This is a genomic window from Rhodopseudomonas sp. BAL398 (assembly GCF_033001325.1).
Taxonomy (GTDB): Bacteria; Pseudomonadota; Alphaproteobacteria; order Rhizobiales; family Xanthobacteraceae; genus JARJEH01.
In genome coordinates this window covers 5460007-5474422 of the sequence record NZ_CP133111.1, presented here as the reverse complement: position 1 = coordinate 5474422, position 14416 = coordinate 5460007, and the positions used below count along the sequence as shown (strand labels likewise).

General features: G+C 63.8%; 14 protein-coding genes. 4 read left to right on the top strand and 10 right to left on the bottom strand.

Annotation, left to right across the window (positions count from 1 at the left end; translation table 11 throughout):
• Window positions 1-56: 56 nt before the first annotated feature.
• Entirely contained in the window at window positions 57-902 is an 846-nt protein-coding gene (locus tag RBJ75_RS25770) for a DUF1194 domain-containing protein (protein WP_044405239.1), read from the bottom strand.
• 393 nt (window positions 903-1295) lie between these two features.
• Here RBJ75_RS25770 and clpS point away from each other — a divergent pair, with 393 nt between their 5' ends.
• Together clpS and RBJ75_RS25760 are read left to right on the top strand one after the other, a co-directional pair.
• The gene (gene clpS, locus RBJ75_RS25765; protein ID WP_044405240.1) at window positions 1296-1601 is read left to right on the top strand and encodes an ATP-dependent Clp protease adapter ClpS; all 306 of its coding nucleotides are present in this window, start codon (window positions 1296-1298) and stop codon (window positions 1599-1601) included.
• Between the two features lie 68 nt (window positions 1602-1669).
• Window positions 1670-2425 carry a hypothetical protein gene (locus tag RBJ75_RS25760; protein ID WP_173427313.1) on the top strand — a complete coding sequence of 252 codons (756 nt, stop codon included), beginning with the start codon at window positions 1670-1672 and terminating at the stop codon, window positions 2423-2425.
• Between the two features lie 134 nt (window positions 2426-2559).
• Here the strand turns inward: RBJ75_RS25760 and RBJ75_RS25755 are convergent, their stop codons facing one another.
• The 6 genes from RBJ75_RS25755 to RBJ75_RS25730 form a co-directional block, all read right to left on the bottom strand.
• Window positions 2560-3753, bottom strand: coding sequence for an adenylate/guanylate cyclase domain-containing protein (locus RBJ75_RS25755; RefSeq protein ID WP_044418290.1), 1194 nt, complete (start codon window positions 3751-3753; stop codon window positions 2560-2562).
• A gap of 385 nt (window positions 3754-4138) precedes the next feature.
• Entirely contained in the window at window positions 4139-5224 is a 1086-nt protein-coding gene (gene aroC / locus RBJ75_RS25750) for a chorismate synthase (RefSeq protein ID WP_276156622.1), read from the bottom strand.
• Window positions 5225-5277: 53 nt separating this feature from the next.
• Window positions 5278-5883, bottom strand: coding sequence for a histidine phosphatase family protein (locus RBJ75_RS25745; protein ID WP_044404830.1), 606 nt, complete (start codon window positions 5881-5883; stop codon window positions 5278-5280).
• Between the two features lie 216 nt (window positions 5884-6099).
• Window positions 6100-6918 carry an enoyl-ACP reductase FabI gene (gene fabI / locus RBJ75_RS25740; RefSeq protein ID WP_044404833.1) on the bottom strand — a complete coding sequence of 273 codons (819 nt, stop codon included), beginning with the start codon at window positions 6916-6918 and terminating at the stop codon, window positions 6100-6102.
• A gap of 208 nt (window positions 6919-7126) precedes the next feature.
• Window positions 7127-8092: a DnaJ C-terminal domain-containing protein gene (locus RBJ75_RS25735; protein ID WP_044404835.1), complete on the bottom strand. Its 966-nt coding sequence runs from the start codon at window positions 8090-8092 to the stop codon at window positions 7127-7129.
• A gap of 127 nt (window positions 8093-8219) precedes the next feature.
• Window positions 8220-8603 carry an RT0821/Lpp0805 family surface protein gene (locus RBJ75_RS25730; RefSeq protein ID WP_317528556.1) on the bottom strand — a complete coding sequence of 128 codons (384 nt, stop codon included), beginning with the start codon at window positions 8601-8603 and terminating at the stop codon, window positions 8220-8222.
• 168 nt (window positions 8604-8771) lie between these two features.
• On the opposite strand from RBJ75_RS25730, the gene pdxH reads away from it, so the two are divergent.
• Both pdxH and RBJ75_RS25720 read left to right on the top strand, forming a co-directional pair.
• Window positions 8772-9413, top strand: a complete 642-nt coding sequence (pdxH, locus tag RBJ75_RS25725; protein ID WP_044404837.1) for a pyridoxamine 5'-phosphate oxidase — start codon at window positions 8772-8774, stop codon at window positions 9411-9413.
• On the top strand, window positions 9410-10195 hold the full coding sequence (locus RBJ75_RS25720) for an SDR family NAD(P)-dependent oxidoreductase (RefSeq protein WP_044404838.1): 786 nt from the start codon (window positions 9410-9412) through the stop codon (window positions 10193-10195). The genes pdxH and RBJ75_RS25720 overlap by 4 nt, the downstream gene beginning before the upstream one ends.
• Before the next feature lie 495 nt (window positions 10196-10690).
• Here the strand turns inward: RBJ75_RS25720 and RBJ75_RS25715 are convergent, their stop codons facing one another.
• From RBJ75_RS25715 to petA, 3 genes are all read right to left on the bottom strand, one after another.
• A complete protein-coding gene (locus RBJ75_RS25715) occupies window positions 10691-11365 on the bottom strand; it encodes a dienelactone hydrolase family protein (RefSeq protein ID WP_044404843.1) in 675 nt (224 codons plus the stop codon).
• 167 nt (window positions 11366-11532) lie between these two features.
• Entirely contained in the window at window positions 11533-13608 is a 2076-nt protein-coding gene (locus RBJ75_RS25710) for a cytochrome c1 (protein ID WP_044404846.1), read from the bottom strand.
• 50 nt (window positions 13609-13658) lie between these two features.
• Window positions 13659-14186, bottom strand: a complete 528-nt coding sequence (gene petA, locus RBJ75_RS25705; protein ID WP_044404861.1) for a ubiquinol-cytochrome c reductase iron-sulfur subunit — start codon at window positions 14184-14186, stop codon at window positions 13659-13661.
• Between the last annotated feature and the right edge of the window lie 230 nt (window positions 14187-14416).

The following is a 14416-nucleotide window of genomic DNA, read 5'->3' as shown; positions in this document are numbered from 1 at the left end:
TCGCAATGACGACTTCGACTTGACCATCTCGGTCGCAGGCTTCGCCTTGGTGAGAGCTACCTGCCCCAGCGGTCCTGCCAGATCTTTTCGCCGATCGTGCAGGACACCCGCGGCTCTCTCTCTTTATCCGCCATCGCAATGAGGTGGCGCTCGGGCATGCGCCCGGCGACTTCGAGCACCAGCTTGGTGTGGATCGCTTCCTTGAACTTGTCGCGGTCGTTGATCGTGACCACGAAGGAGCCCGGCCCGCCGACCACGCAATCCTCGTAATATTGATCGAGGTGCTCGATATCCATGGTCGAATAGGACGGCTCCTTGATCATGATCGGCAGGCCGTTGATGATCACCCCCTTGGCCAGCGCGGCGTCGCGCGCCAGCGTCACCGGCAGGCCGTTATTGTTCGGACCGTCGCCGGAGACATCGATCACCCGGCGCAGGCCGTGATAGGGATTCTGCTCGAACAGCGGCACCGCGAAATTGATCGCGCCGGAGATCGAGGTGCGCGACGCCCGCCGGATCGGCGATTTCAGGATCGCGGCGGCGACCGCGTCGGCGGATTCCGGGCCGTCGATCAGCTGCCAGGACATGATGATCTTCTGGTCGCCCGAGGCCGCCCATTCGAAATAGGTGACCGCGATCCTGCCGGTCGGGCCACTCTTGAGCGCCAGCAGAAAATCCTTGGAGACCAGCGCCTCGGCGTAGCCCTCGCGCTGGATCGCCAGCTCTTCGGTGTCCATCGAATAGGAGACGTCGACTGCAAGCACCAGTTCAACATCGACCTGCTTGGCCGCGTCCGGGTCGGCAGCGAGCTGCGGAGTCCGGCTCGGCGCGGCCTCAGCCGCCCCGCCTCCGGCTGCCACCGCAGCCGCGACAAGCATCGCCCCGATCGAGACCCAGCGCATGGCGGCCCTCCGTCGAATGAGTGAGCGATCGTGCCATGCAAACGCAATGCCGGAAAGCGACAAACCCGGTTCCCGTTCACAATCAAGTTAGGGACGCCGCCAGGCCAGTGCGGTGCGCAGACAGGGTCGTGCCGTGTCGCGCTTACTAAGCAAGCCAAGCCCGCCCTGTGAGCGCCATGCAGCGGCCAGCAGGCGACGCGGCGGCTGGCGGAGCAGGCACCGCCCGGCACGTAGCCACCCCCGGTTTCCCGACGGCCGGCGAGGCTGTAGACTGCGCCGGAGCGCGGCGGCGGCCGTCAACGACGGGGCGGCTTGGCTGAATGCCGCCCCAAATGATGGCTAGCATGCGTTGGCCGTCGGCAAGCGTCGGTCGAGCTTCATGCGTGAGCCCCTATGAGTGACACCGTTGTCAAACCGACCACCAAGACCAAGCCGAAGGTCGAGCGACCGAAGCTGCACAAGGTGATTCTGATCAACGACGACTACACGCCGCGCGAATTCGTGGTTCGCGTGCTGCAAGGCGAATTCAAGATGACCGAGGATCAGGCCCATAAGGTGATGATCACCGCGCATCAGCGCGGCGCCTGCGTGGTCGCGGTGTTCACCAAGGACGTCGCCGAGACCAAGGCGACCCGCGCCACCGACGCCGGCCGCGCCAAGGGCTATCCGCTGCTGTTCACTACAGAGCCGGAAGAGTAACGGACGTTCATTCGAATTTTACCATGCCTCAAAACCAAAATTTTAACTGCCCCCGGTAGCGTGGCAAAATGTTCCATGCGCTGAGCAGCCGGTCGATGCCTCGGCCGAACATTACGTTCGGGCCGCTCCGTTTCCTGGAGGCATTGCCGTGGCTGGCGGTAGCCGCAGCAATGCGCGTGATATCATTCAGCGTCGGACCGCTTGCAATGCTGGCATTGGTTTTCGCCAGCATCGCAGTGCTGAACGCGTTTATTGTCGTAGCCCAGCGGTCCATCGAACTGGCTGGCGGGCAAACCGACCTCGGCGAACAGACCCTGCGGACGTCCCTGAAGCTGTCGCTGGCGATCCTCACGCGGATCGGACTGTTGATGGCGGCCGCCGCGCTCGCGGTCAATTCCGTCGGCGGCCATTCGCTCGCGGCGACCATGATGACGGGCATCGACGGCATGGCCTTCGCCCATGTCAACACGTTGAGCATGTGGTGGAGTGCCTTCATCGCGACACTGGTACTGCTCATGGTCATCCACGCCGAGCATAACGCAGGCCAACCCGCCATGATGGCCGCCGGCAGGGAACTGGTTCAGCGCCGCATCTGGCTGGCCGCTTCGATCGTCGTCCTCACGGTCGGCTATGTCGCGCTTGGCTTCGTTCAGGATGCAATACGCGTAGTGCTGATGGATTTCTGGCTTCATTCGCCCCTAAACCAGATCCTCAAGAACTTGATCTATTTCGTCTTCATCTTGAGCTTTGCAATGCTGCGGCTGTGGATGACGCTGCTGATCCTGACCTTCGGATTGAAGCAGTCCTACATTCGCGGCAGCTAGAGCGTTTTCGAGCGAAGTGGGTACCGGTTCGCGCGAAGAAAACGCGTCAAAACAAGAATCTAGAGCTCCGGTTCTGATTTTATCAGAACCGGAATTGCTCTAGTTTTCGTTCCCTGGACGCGCCCCGGCATCGTTCATGACGTGACGCTGTTCGAAGTCTCGTCCATTCTGCCATACACGTGCTCGGCCTTCGCAAACCCGGCGATCGGAAATTCGCCGAGATCGTGCCAGCCATCCTCGTTGAGATCGGCAAAGGCCTGCGACGCCACGATGGTGCGCCCGAGCTTTCCGGCGATCTTTTCCAGCCGAGCCGCGAGATTGATCGCCGGACCGATGCAGGTGAAATCCAGCCGGTTGCCGCCGCCGATATTGCCGTACAGCACCTGCCCGAGATGCAGCGCCACGCCGAAGCGGAAACTGTCGATGACGTGGTTGCCTTCCGCGTAGCGCATGGCGTCGACATGGCGGCGGCTTTCCTGGACCGCCTCCAGCATCCGGGCGCAGACCGCGGCGCTGTCGGTGCCGTCCTCGGCGATCGGGAACACCGCGAGCAGCCCATCGCCCATGAATTTCAGGACCTCGCCGCCATGGCGCAGGATCGGCCCGACCTGACAGTCGAAATAGGCGTTGAGCACCTTCACCATGGTCTCCGGCGGCAGCCGGTCGGACAGTGCGGTGAAGCCGCGCAGATCCGACAACCAGATCGCGGCCTGCATCGTCTCAGCGTGGCCGCGGCGGATCTGGCCGGCGAGAATGCGTTCACCGGCGCGATTGCCCACATAGGTATCGAGCAGCGTGGTGGCGGTGCGACGCAGCCCGATCACTTCGATCAGCCGCGCCAGCGGCGGCACCACCATGCGCAACCCGTCGAGCTGCGCCTCGGTGAAGCCGCCGGGCTGTTTGGTGGTCCAGCTCGAGGCGTGGACCTTGCCGTCGACGAACAGCAGCGGCAACGCAATATAGTCGGTGACGCCTTCGCCGCGCATGTCGTCGAAGAACGGAAACGCTTGGCTGCGCGGATCGTCGAGCCGGAACCGGACCTCGTGCTGGCTCTCGAACAGCAGGCGCAGCGGGCTGTTGAGAAATTCCGGCGAATCTCTGACGTCGAACGAGGCGGTGCCGATCGCGATCTCGGCGCCGGGCCGCCAGACGAAATTGCGGCCGAACACGTCGGGATGCAATGTCTGCACGAACACCCCGACCCGCCACAGCGGCAGCCCGGCCGCCACCAGCCGCTCGCAGGTCTGCATCATCATCGCGCTCGGCTCCGGCGCCGACCGCGCGCCGTCGACCAGCCAATCGCTGATGGCTCTGAGTTTGGATTGCATCGGCAAAGCTTAGCGTAGTCGGCGGCGTTTTGCAGATCAATTGCCGCGCCAACATCGTGTCATTCCGGGCGCCAGGCCGACAGGCCGAGCGAATCCGGAATCTTGCGGCAGGCTGGAGCGCAGCGTCCTTTGCGGCGAGATTCCGGGTTCGCTCGCAGCTGACGCTGCGCCCGCCCCGGAATGACTGAGGAAAAGAAGCCAATAAATCGACCTTGATTTCGTCATTGCGAGCCGAGGACGGCGCATTACGCCGTCCGACAGCGAAGCAATCCAGGGACATCAGGCAAGGACTGGATTGCTTGGTCGCAAGAGTTCCTCGCAAGGACGGCCTTGAAGACCTCGTTTTATTGATCGCTTTTTTAGTCACGCTCCGCGAAAGGGCCGCTTACCCGACCTGGCCGCGATGGCGCAGGAAGTGATCGGCCAGGACGCAGGCCATCATCGCCTCGCCGACCGGCACCGCGCGGATGCCGACGCAGGGATCGTGGCGGCCCTTGGTGAGAATGTCGGTGTCGGCGCCGGAGCGATCGATGGTCTTGCGCGGTGCCAGGATCGACGAGGTCGGCTTCACCGCGAAGCGGGCCACCACCGGCTGCCCGGTGGAGATGCCGCCCAGAATGCCGCCGGCATGGTTGGACAGAAAGCTCGGGCCGTGATTGCTCATCCGCATCTCGTCGGCGTTCTGTTCGCCGGTCAGCGCCGCGGTGGCAAAGCCGTCGCCGATCTCGACACCCTTGACGGCGTTGATGCTCATCAGCGCGGCGGCAAGGTCGGTGTCGAGCTTGGCGTAGATCGGCGCGCCCCAGCCCGCCGGCACGCCCTCGGCCACCACCTCGATCACTGCGCCGATCGACGAGCCGCTCTTGCGGATGCCGTCCAGATAGTCCTCGAAGAACGCGGCCTTGTCCTTGTCCGGGCAGAAGAACGGGTTATTGCCGACCTCGTTCCAGTCCCACTTGTCGCGGTCGATCCGGTGCGGCCCCATCTGCACCAAAGCGGCGCGCACGGTGATGCCCGGCACCACCTTGCGGGCGATCGCGCCGGCGGCGACCCGGCTGGCGGTCTCGCGCGCCGAGGAGCGGCCGCCGCCGCGATAGTCGCGGATGCCGTATTTGGCCTCATAGGTGAAGTCGGCGTGACCCGGACGATATTTGTCCTTGATCTCCGAATAGTCTTTCGAGCGCTGGTCGGTGTTCTCGATCAACAGCGCGATCGGCGTGCCGGTGGTGACCTGTTCGCCGCTCTGCGGATGCGCCATGACGCCCGACAGGATCTTGACCTGATCGGCCTCCTGGCGCTGGGTGGTGAAGCGCGACTGCCCCGGCCGGCGGCGATCGAGATCGCCCTGAATGTCGGCCTCGGTCAGCGGCAGCAGCGGCGGGCAGCCATCGACCACGCAGCCGATCGCGACCCCGTGGCTCTCGCCGAAGGTAGTAACCCGGAATAGATGGCCGAAGGTGTTATGGGACATGGCGCCTGGACTGTCAGTGGTGGGCGATGTGGTAACGCGCCATTATGGGCCGGTCAAACGCCCGTTCCGCGGTGGATGGTGAGCCCGCCTGGGGCGAATTGATAGACGGCGCCCTGCAGGATCGGTCCTGCGATCGCCTCCGCGGGCGTGGCCAGGCCCAGCGCCACCAACAGCGTGCGCGCGGTGCCGACATGGCCGACCGCGACGGTGTCCCGATTCAGCGAGCCCAGCCAGTCGGCGACGAAGGGCAACCGCCCGGCATAGCTTTCGCCGCCGAGCGGCGCGACGCTCCAGCGATCGGCATGGCGCGCCGTGAACACTTCGGGATCGGATGTCTCCATCTGCGCCAGGGTAAAACCTTCCCAGGCGCCATAGCGGATTTCGCGCAGGCGGTCGTCGAGCGCGTAATCGTCCGGCGCAAGCTTCAGCGCGCCACGCACCAGTTCCATGGTGACGCGCGCACGTCCGAGCGGACTGGCCACGAAACCGAGGCTCGATGCATCGCAGCCTTGCCGCGCCAGCAGATCGCGCAGCACGCCGCCGGCATGGATCGCCTGGCCGCGGCCCTTGTCGTTGAGCGGGATGTCCTGAGTGCCCTGGAAGCGGCCGGTGGCGTTCCAATCGGTCTCGCCGTGGCGGATGTAATAGATCGTGGGCATCGGGCTTTCACGTCATTGCGAATTCGAAACTACGTGCCCCGGACGCGGCGCAGCGCGCCGCCCTTGGCGGCGTGGTGCGCTGCAGAGCCGGGGCCCCGGTGATTGGCAAGCGCGGGGTCCCGGTTCTCCGCAGCAGCGCGAGGGGCGCTGCACCGCGCCCGGGACACGATGCGATGGCCGCAACGGCGATGTTAATTGCCGCTGTGCAAGACCCGCTCAGTCCTTCGCCAGGCTGATGTCGGGCGCGGTCGGCACTTTCATGCCGACGACGTGATAGCCGGAATCGGCGTGGTGGACTTCGCCGGTGACGGCGCGCGACAGATCGCTGAGCAGATACAGCGCGCTGTCGCCGACCTCGTCGATGGTGACGGTGCGCCGCATCGGCGAATTATATTCATTCCATTTCAGGATGTAGCGGAAATCGCCGATCCCGGACGCCGCAAGGGTCTTGATCGGCCCCGCCGAAATCGCGTTGACGCGGATATTCTTCTCGCCGAGATCGGCGGCGAGATAGCGCACGCTGGCTTCCAGCGCGGCCTTGGCGACGCCCATCACATTGTAATGCGGCATCCACTTCTCGGCGCCGTAATAGGTCAGCGTCACGATCGAGCCGCCGTCCGGCATCAGCTTCTCGGCGCGCTGGGTGATCGCGGTGAGCGAATAGCAGCTGATCAGCATGGTCTTGGAGAAATTCTCGGCGGTGGTCTCGACATAGCGGCCGACCAGTTCGTCCTTGTCGGAGAACGCCACGGCGTGGACCACGAAATCGATCTTGCCCCACTTCTCCTTCAGGATCGCGAAGGCGGCATCGATGGTCTCGGGTTCGGTGACGTCGCAATGTCCGAGCAACAGCGCGCCCAGCTCCGCGGCCAGCGGTTCGACCCGCTTGCGCAGCGCATCGCCTTGCCAGGTCAGCGCGATTTCGGCGCCCTGGGCGCGGCAAGCCTTGGCGATGCCCCACGCGATCGAGCGGTTATTGGCCAGGCCGAAGATGACCCCGCGCTTGCCCTTCATAAGGCCTGAATCTGCCGTCATTCCGTTTCCCATCGCCTTGATAGGCACTGGAGGTACACCAGCGCTTGGGCTTGGTACAGTGCAAATCCGCCCCGGAATTCAGCAGTTTGGGCCTTTGCCCGATGATCCTGAACAGTCCCTTGGCTGCGGTGTTATGCTGCGGGCGCGCTTGGTCGGATTTCAGCCTCGGCGCGCGCCGCCCGCATTGCAGCATCCCTTGCCGGCCCGATCAGCCGATCTCGCTGCGCGGATGGTAGGGGCGGGCGTCGCGCCATTTTTCCATCAGGGTTTCGAGCTCTGCGTCGTGGCCATCCGGCAAGACGATCCGCGTGGTGACGAACAGATCGCCGGTCGTGGCCCCGGCCTTCGGCATGCCCTTGCCCTTGAGCCGGAAGGTGCGACCGCTCGAGGTATTCTTCGGGATCGACAATTCGATCGCGCCGGTGAGAGTCGGGACCCGGACCTTGCCGCCCAGCACCGCTTCATACAGCGTGATCGGCAGATCGGCCCGCAGGTCGCTGCCATCGACCTTGAAGAACGGATGGGCGGCGATGGTGACGGTGATCAGCAGGTCGCCGGGGCGATGCCCGGGGGCGGTCTCGCCCTGCCCGCGCAACCGGATCTGCTGGCCTGACGTCACGCCGGCCGGAATCTTGACATTGAGTTCCTTGCCGCTCGGCAGCCGGACCCGCTTCTCGGTGCCCTTGACGGCTTCTTCGAGCCCGACCGTCATCGCAACGCTGAGATCGAGATCGGCGGCGAGGCCGCCGGTATCGAAATCGAAGGTCTGGCCGCCGCGCGGGCCACGCCCGGCCGCGGCTCCGCCGAACATGCTGTTGAGAATATCCTCGAAGCCGGCGCCGCCGCCCATTCCGCCGGGGCCCGGCCCGGTGCGGAAACTGTGCTCGAAGCCGGCGCCGCCCGGCGAGGCGCCGCGGCCGCTCCCGCCACCGGGAAAGCCCTGGAATTTGGGCTTGCCCTCGGCGTCGATCTCGCCGCGATCGAATTGCTTGCGCTTATCTTCGTCGCCGATGATCTCATTGGCCGAATTGACCTCAGAGAACCGCGCCGCGGATTTCGGATCGTTCCTGTTATTGTCCGGGTGATGCTTCTTGGCCAGCTTGCGATAGGCGCTTTTGATCGCCGCAGCGCTGGCGTCCCGCCGCACCCCCAGGACCTCATAGGGGTCGCGCATCCGTCACGTCTCCTTCAGGGAACTGATAAAGTTGAATCGAAACAATCTGGCCCGATGGCCGGACCTTCATTCATCTGGGGTCTTCGTGTCATTTTTGCAACTGGAATCGCGGCGCCGGGGCGCCATTTCAACCGCGACGCCACGCCTTCAGCGGTCCGATCGCCCAGCGGCCTTGTCCGGATTTGCAGGCCACACCGTGCAACCAGCTTTCCGACTTGTCCTTGACGTAGCTCGCCAGGAAATCCCGGCACGGTCGGCCATCCAAGGAATAGGACGCCGCGACCGGCGTGACCGAGCCGCGCGCGGCGGTTGTCGGATTTTCCCACGGCTGACTGGAATCCTTGTCGCCCTTGGTCAGAACGTCCGACGCCGCGTTGCGGATCAAGGCTAGATCGGCCTCGCTCGGCCCATCGGATTGCATTCGCGAGGGCGCCAAGGCGGTAATCGATCCGGTGAAGTCCTGGGCGTTGGCACTGTCGTCCATTTGGGCGAAGGCGGCGTCATTGCGCATGACGCTGCAACCGCCGAGTCCGACGGCAATTAGAATAGCTATCGCACTCGTCGCCATCGGCCTGATCGCCGATAGGCCAACGCCCCATCCTGCCCTATATAGGTCTGACCTAAACAGAACCCGTAACGCGGTCTGGACCGTGGTGACCTGCAACTCGGAAATCCTCGCATGAGCGATACCAGCTCCATCAAACACCCAACTCCGTTAACGTCTGGTGATTTCACCGCCGCCGAGGAGCCTTTTGCGCTATTCGCCGAGTGGTTGGCGGAAGCCGTGACCGCTGAACCCAACGACCCGAACGCGATGGCGCTGGCCACCTCCGACCCCGACGGCCTGCCCGACGTCCGCATGGTGCTGATGAAGGGCTTTGATGCCCAGGGTTTCGTGTTCTACAGCCATATCGCCAGCCAGAAGGGCCGCCAGCTCGCCGCCAATCCCAAGGCGGCGCTGGTGTTCCACTGGAAATCGCTGCGCCGGCAGGTCAGGGTTCGCGGCAGCGTGACGCCGGTCAGCGCCGCCGAGGCCGACGCCTATTTCGCCAGCCGACCGAAGCAGGCCCAGATCGGCGCCTGGGCCAGCAAGCAATCGCAACCGCTGGAAAGCCGTTTTGCCTTCGAACAGGCCATCGCCATGGCCGCCGCCCGCCATGTCATCGGCGAGGTGCCGCGACCGCCGGGCTGGAGCGGCTGGCGAATTGCGCCGGCGCAATTCGAATTCTGGCACGATCGGCCATTCCGTCTGCACGACCGCATCGAATTTCGCCGGGACGCCCCGGATCACCCCTGGACCAAGACAAGGCTATATCCATGAGCCCCGATTCCCCCAAGCCGCGCCCCTCGCCGAGCTCGGACAACAATGCGCCGCGGCGCACGATGATCCTGACTGGCGCCAGCCGCGGCATCGGCCATGCCACCGTGATCCGGTTTTCCAGCGCCGGATGGCGCGTCCTCACCTGTTCGCGGCATCCGTTCCCCGAGGAATGCCCGTGGGGCGCCGGCCCCGAGGACCACATCCAGATCGACCTCGGCGACCGCGGCGACACGCTGCGCGGCATCGCGGAGATCCGCGAGCGGCTCGATGGCGGACAGTTGCACGCGCTGGTCAACAATGCGGCGATCTCGCCCAAGGCGGCGGGCGGCGCCCGGCTCGGCTCGATCGATACCGAGATGGACACCTGGGAGCACGTCTTCCACGTCAACTTTTTCGCGCCGATCATGATGGCGCGCGGGTTGATCGAGGAATTGAAGGCCGCCAAGGGATCGGTGGTCAACGTCACCTCGATCGCCGGTTCGCGCGTGCATCCGTTCGCGGGAGCGGCCTATGCCACCTCGAAGGCGGCGCTGGCGTCGTTGACCCGGGAAATGGCGGCCGATTTCGGCCGCGTCGGGGTCCGGGTCAATTCGATCGCCCCGGGCGAGATCGACACCGCGATCCTGTCGCCGGGCACCAGCAAGATCGTCGAGGAGCAGATCCCGATGCATCGGCTCGGCACCCCGGACGAGGTGGCGAAGATCATCTACGTGCTGTGCACCGAGACCTCATCCTATGTGAACGGCGCCGAGATCCACATCAATGGCGGCCAGCACGTTTAAGGCAACTCCGGTTCTGATCGATCAGAACCGGAGTGCCGGACTGTTGTTTTAACGCGTTTTCTTCGCGCGAACCGTAACCACGTCGCGGCAGAACGCTTTAACGTTCAACGCGCGACGTGGCGCCGAACCTGGTCAATCCGCGCGAAACCTGCGCGGCTGGCGCGCCCAGCCAGCCTGCTCGACGGCGATTCCTGCCGTCGAACAATCATCCTCCGATTCGCCTTCGCCGAGTGCGGCGCCGCAATGCCGGCAGCAGCGGTTGCCGATCGCGGTCGGTTCGTTTCGGCGCAACGCGCGCTGATAATTGACGAAGTCGACAATGTTGCGTTCGCGTCTCGATGTGTTCTCAACCATAGCTGTCCTCGTGGCGTGAGACAGCCTTATCGCAGCAACACTTATGTCAAATATTCCGCCGAAAGCTCAAATTTTACGGGGAAATACGGTCCTTCGCCGCGTCGTTTCGCAAAGGTTACGACCCACGTATAATTTCGAGGTTTACCTCAGATGCTTGGCGAAGAAGTCGGCGGCGCGGCCCCAAGCCAGCTCCGCCGCCTCGCGGTCATGCACCGCCGCGCGTTGCTCGTTGACGAAGGCGTGGTCGGCCTCATAGCGAAAGATCTCCGCGCTCTTTCCGGCCGCCTTCAAGCCCTGCTCGAACGCATCGACCACCGCCGGCGTGCACCAGTCGTCGCGGCTGGCGAAATGGCACTGCAGCGGGATCTTGACCTCGGCAGGGGTCGCGGCCTGTTCCGGCGGAATCCCGTAAAACACCACGCCGGCACTGAGTTCGGGAATCTTGCAGGCACCGATCACCGTCACCGCGCCACCGAGGCAGAAGCCGGTGAGCCCAACCTTGGCGCCATTGCGGGCCAGATAATTGACCGCGCCGCGCACGGTCTGGGTGGTGGCGTCGATGAAATCCAGCGAGCCCATTTCCTTATTGGCGGCGTCGGTGTCGTGATACGGAACCACCTTGCCATTGTAGAGATCGGGCGCCAGTGCATCGAAGCCGGCTAGCGCGAAGCGGTCGGTCAGGCCTTTGATCTGTTCCGACAGCCCCCACCATTCCTGGATCACCACGACTCCCGGCGCATTGCCGCGCGCCGCGTTGGCGAGATAGCCGCTGGCATCCTTGCCGTCCGGACGCTTGAAAGTGATGCTGGTGCCCATGGGTCCTCCACGACTTTGTACGAATTGGTTTGCTCGATGCACTTTGTCCGCAGTTGCAACGCGATGCAACCGGCCGTCGCGACGTGGCCGCATGCACCGATATTTGCCCAATAAAAAAGCCCCCGAAGGGGCTTTTCAAGTCACGTTGTTGCGGCTTGCCGCGGGCTTCAGTGGGCGTCGGCCCAGATCCGCTTCTTGGTGAAGTAGAGCAACCCGCTCAGGATCAGCAGGAAGATCATCACCTGCAGACCTAGCTTCTTGCGCGCTTCGAGATGAGGCTCTGCGGTCCACATCAGGAACGAGGCGACATCCTTGGCATATTGCGGCAGCGTTTCCGGCGAGCCGTCCTCATAGGTGACCTGACCGTCCGAAATCGGCGGCGGCATCTTGATCGAATGGCCGGGGAAATATTTGTTGTAGTAGGAGCCATCGGGCAGCGTGAAGCCTTCCGGCGGCGGATCGACATAGCCTTGCAGCAGCGCGTCGATATAGTTCGGGCCCTGCTCCTGGAACATGGAGAAGAAGTCGAAGATGAACTGCGGGAAGCCGCGCTCATAGGAGCGAGCCTTGGCCAGCAGCGTCATATCCGGGGGAGCCGCGCCGCCATTGGCCGCACGCGCCGCCATCTCGTTGGGGAACGGGGAGTGAAACGGATCGGCCAGGCGGCCGGGACGCTCGAACATCTCGCCGGCGTCGTTCGGCCCGTCCTTGACGGTCGCCTCGGCGGCGACCGCCGCGGCTTGCTCCTTGGTGAAGCCCGGTCCACCCGGATCCGCCAGGTTGCGGTAGGACAACAGCTTCATCGAATGGCAGGCGGAGCAAACTTCCTTGTAGACCTTGAAGCCGCGCTGCAACTGGGCACGATCGAATTTGCCGAACGGGCCGGCAAACGACCATTCCTGCGACGGCGGGGTCGGCTGTTCGGTCTCGGCCTTGGCATCCCGGATGCCGCCGAGCATCAGCGTTCCCGCCAGCGCCGCGCCGATCATCAGGCTCGCCGTCGTCGAGGTGCCGAAGGTCTTGTTCTTCGCCAGAATGTCGTCGGCGATCGAGTTCGGCAGCGGCAGCGTCTTTTCCGACCGGCTCAGCAGCGGCAGCACGATCAGGAAATAGGCGAAGTAAGCGAAGGTGAGAAACCGCGCCATCGTGGTGTAGATGCCCGAGGCGGGCTGCGCACCGAGCCAGCCGAGCAGGATGCAGACCACCACGAAGGCCCAGAAGAAGCGCTTGGCCAGCGGGCGGTAGCGCGACGAGCGCACCTTGCAGCTGTCGAGCCAGGGCAGGAACAGCAGCACCAGAATGGCGCTGAACATCGCGATGACGCCGGCCAGCTTGTTCGGGATCGAGCGCAGGATCGCGTAGAACGGTAGGTAATACCATTCCGGCACGATGTGCGGCGGCGTCACGCCCGGATTGGCCGGGATGTAGTTATCGGCCTCGCCGAGATAATTCGGCATGTAGAAGATGAAGTAGGCGAAGAACACCAGGAAGCACGACATCCCGAACGCGTCCTTCATGGTCGCGTAGGGGGTGAACGGCACGGTGTCCTTCTCGGTCTTGGGCTCGACGCCGGTCGGGTTGTTCTGGCCGCTGACATGCAGCGCCCAGATGTGCAGCACGACGACGCCGGCGATCACGAAGGGCAGCAGGTAATGCAGCGAGAAGAAGCGGTTCAGCGTCGGATTGCCGACCGAATAGCCGCCCCACAGCAAGGTGACGATGCTGTCGCCCACCACCGGAATCGCCGAGAACAGGTTGGTGATGACGGTGGCGCCCCAGAAGCTCATCTGGCCCCACGGCAGCACGTAGCCCATGAACCCGGTCGCCATCATCAGCAGGTAGATGATCACGCCGAGGATCCACAACACCTCGCGCGGCGCCTTGTAGGACCCGTAATACAATCCGCGGAACATGTGGATATAGACCGCGATGAAGAACATCGAGGCGCCGGCGGCGTGCATGTTGCGCAGCAGCCAGCCGTAATTGACGTCGCGCACCAGTCGCTCGACCGAATCGAAGGCCAGATCGACCTGCGGGGTGTAGTGCATCGCCAGGACGATGCCGGTGATGATCTGCACCGCCAGCATCATCGACAGGATGGCGCCGAAGGTCCACCAGTAGTTCAGGTTACGCGGCGTCGGATAGGCCACGAACGAGGAATGAACCAGCCCTGCGATCGGCAGGCGCTCCTCCATCCACTTCATGATGGGGCTCTTGGGCTGATAGGTCGATGGTCCGCTCATGGTGCGATCCTAAGCAATTAATATGGCAACACTGATCGGTGGGATCCGCGTCAGCCGATCTGGATTTTGGTATCGGAGACGAAGGTGTAGGGCGGGACGGGCAGATTGGCGGGAGCGGGCCCCTGGCGGATACGGCCCGAGGAATCATATTGCGAACCGTGGCAGGGGCAGAAGAAGCCGTCATAATTGCCGGCATAGGCCATCGGAATGCAGCCCAGATGGGTGCAGATGCCGACCACCACCAGCCACTGCTCGTGGCCTTCCTTGGTCCGGGCCGCGTCGGTTTGCGGATCCGGCAGGCTGGACACGTCGACGGATTTGGCTTCCTCGATCTGCTTCTTGGTGCGGTTCAGAATATAGATCGGCTTGCCGCGCCAAAACACCTTGATGTCCTGACCTTCGGCGACCGGGGTCAGATCGACTTCGATCGGCGCGCCGGCGGCAATCGTCGATGCATCCGGATTCATCTGCGTGACGAAGGGCCATGCGGCGGCGATTGCGCCGACACCTGCCACTGCTCCCGTTGCGATGTAGAGAAAATCACGGCGGGTCGGTTCCGCCGAAGCCTCTGTCGTCACGATCTCTAGCCCTTTCATATCTGCATCCGGTGAACCTGCTCCCGCGATACGCAATGCGATCGGGGGAGAGAGGCTGCCGGCGTCCGCACCGTCCATGGCTGACGGGTGGGACTTATAATGTCAACCCGATGGAACAGACAGTCCAGAATCGTTCTATTGGCACCCTTGCCGATTGAGCGCAAGCCCGCTATCGGCTCAGTGGTGAGCATTGCATGAAATCTGCCCACCCT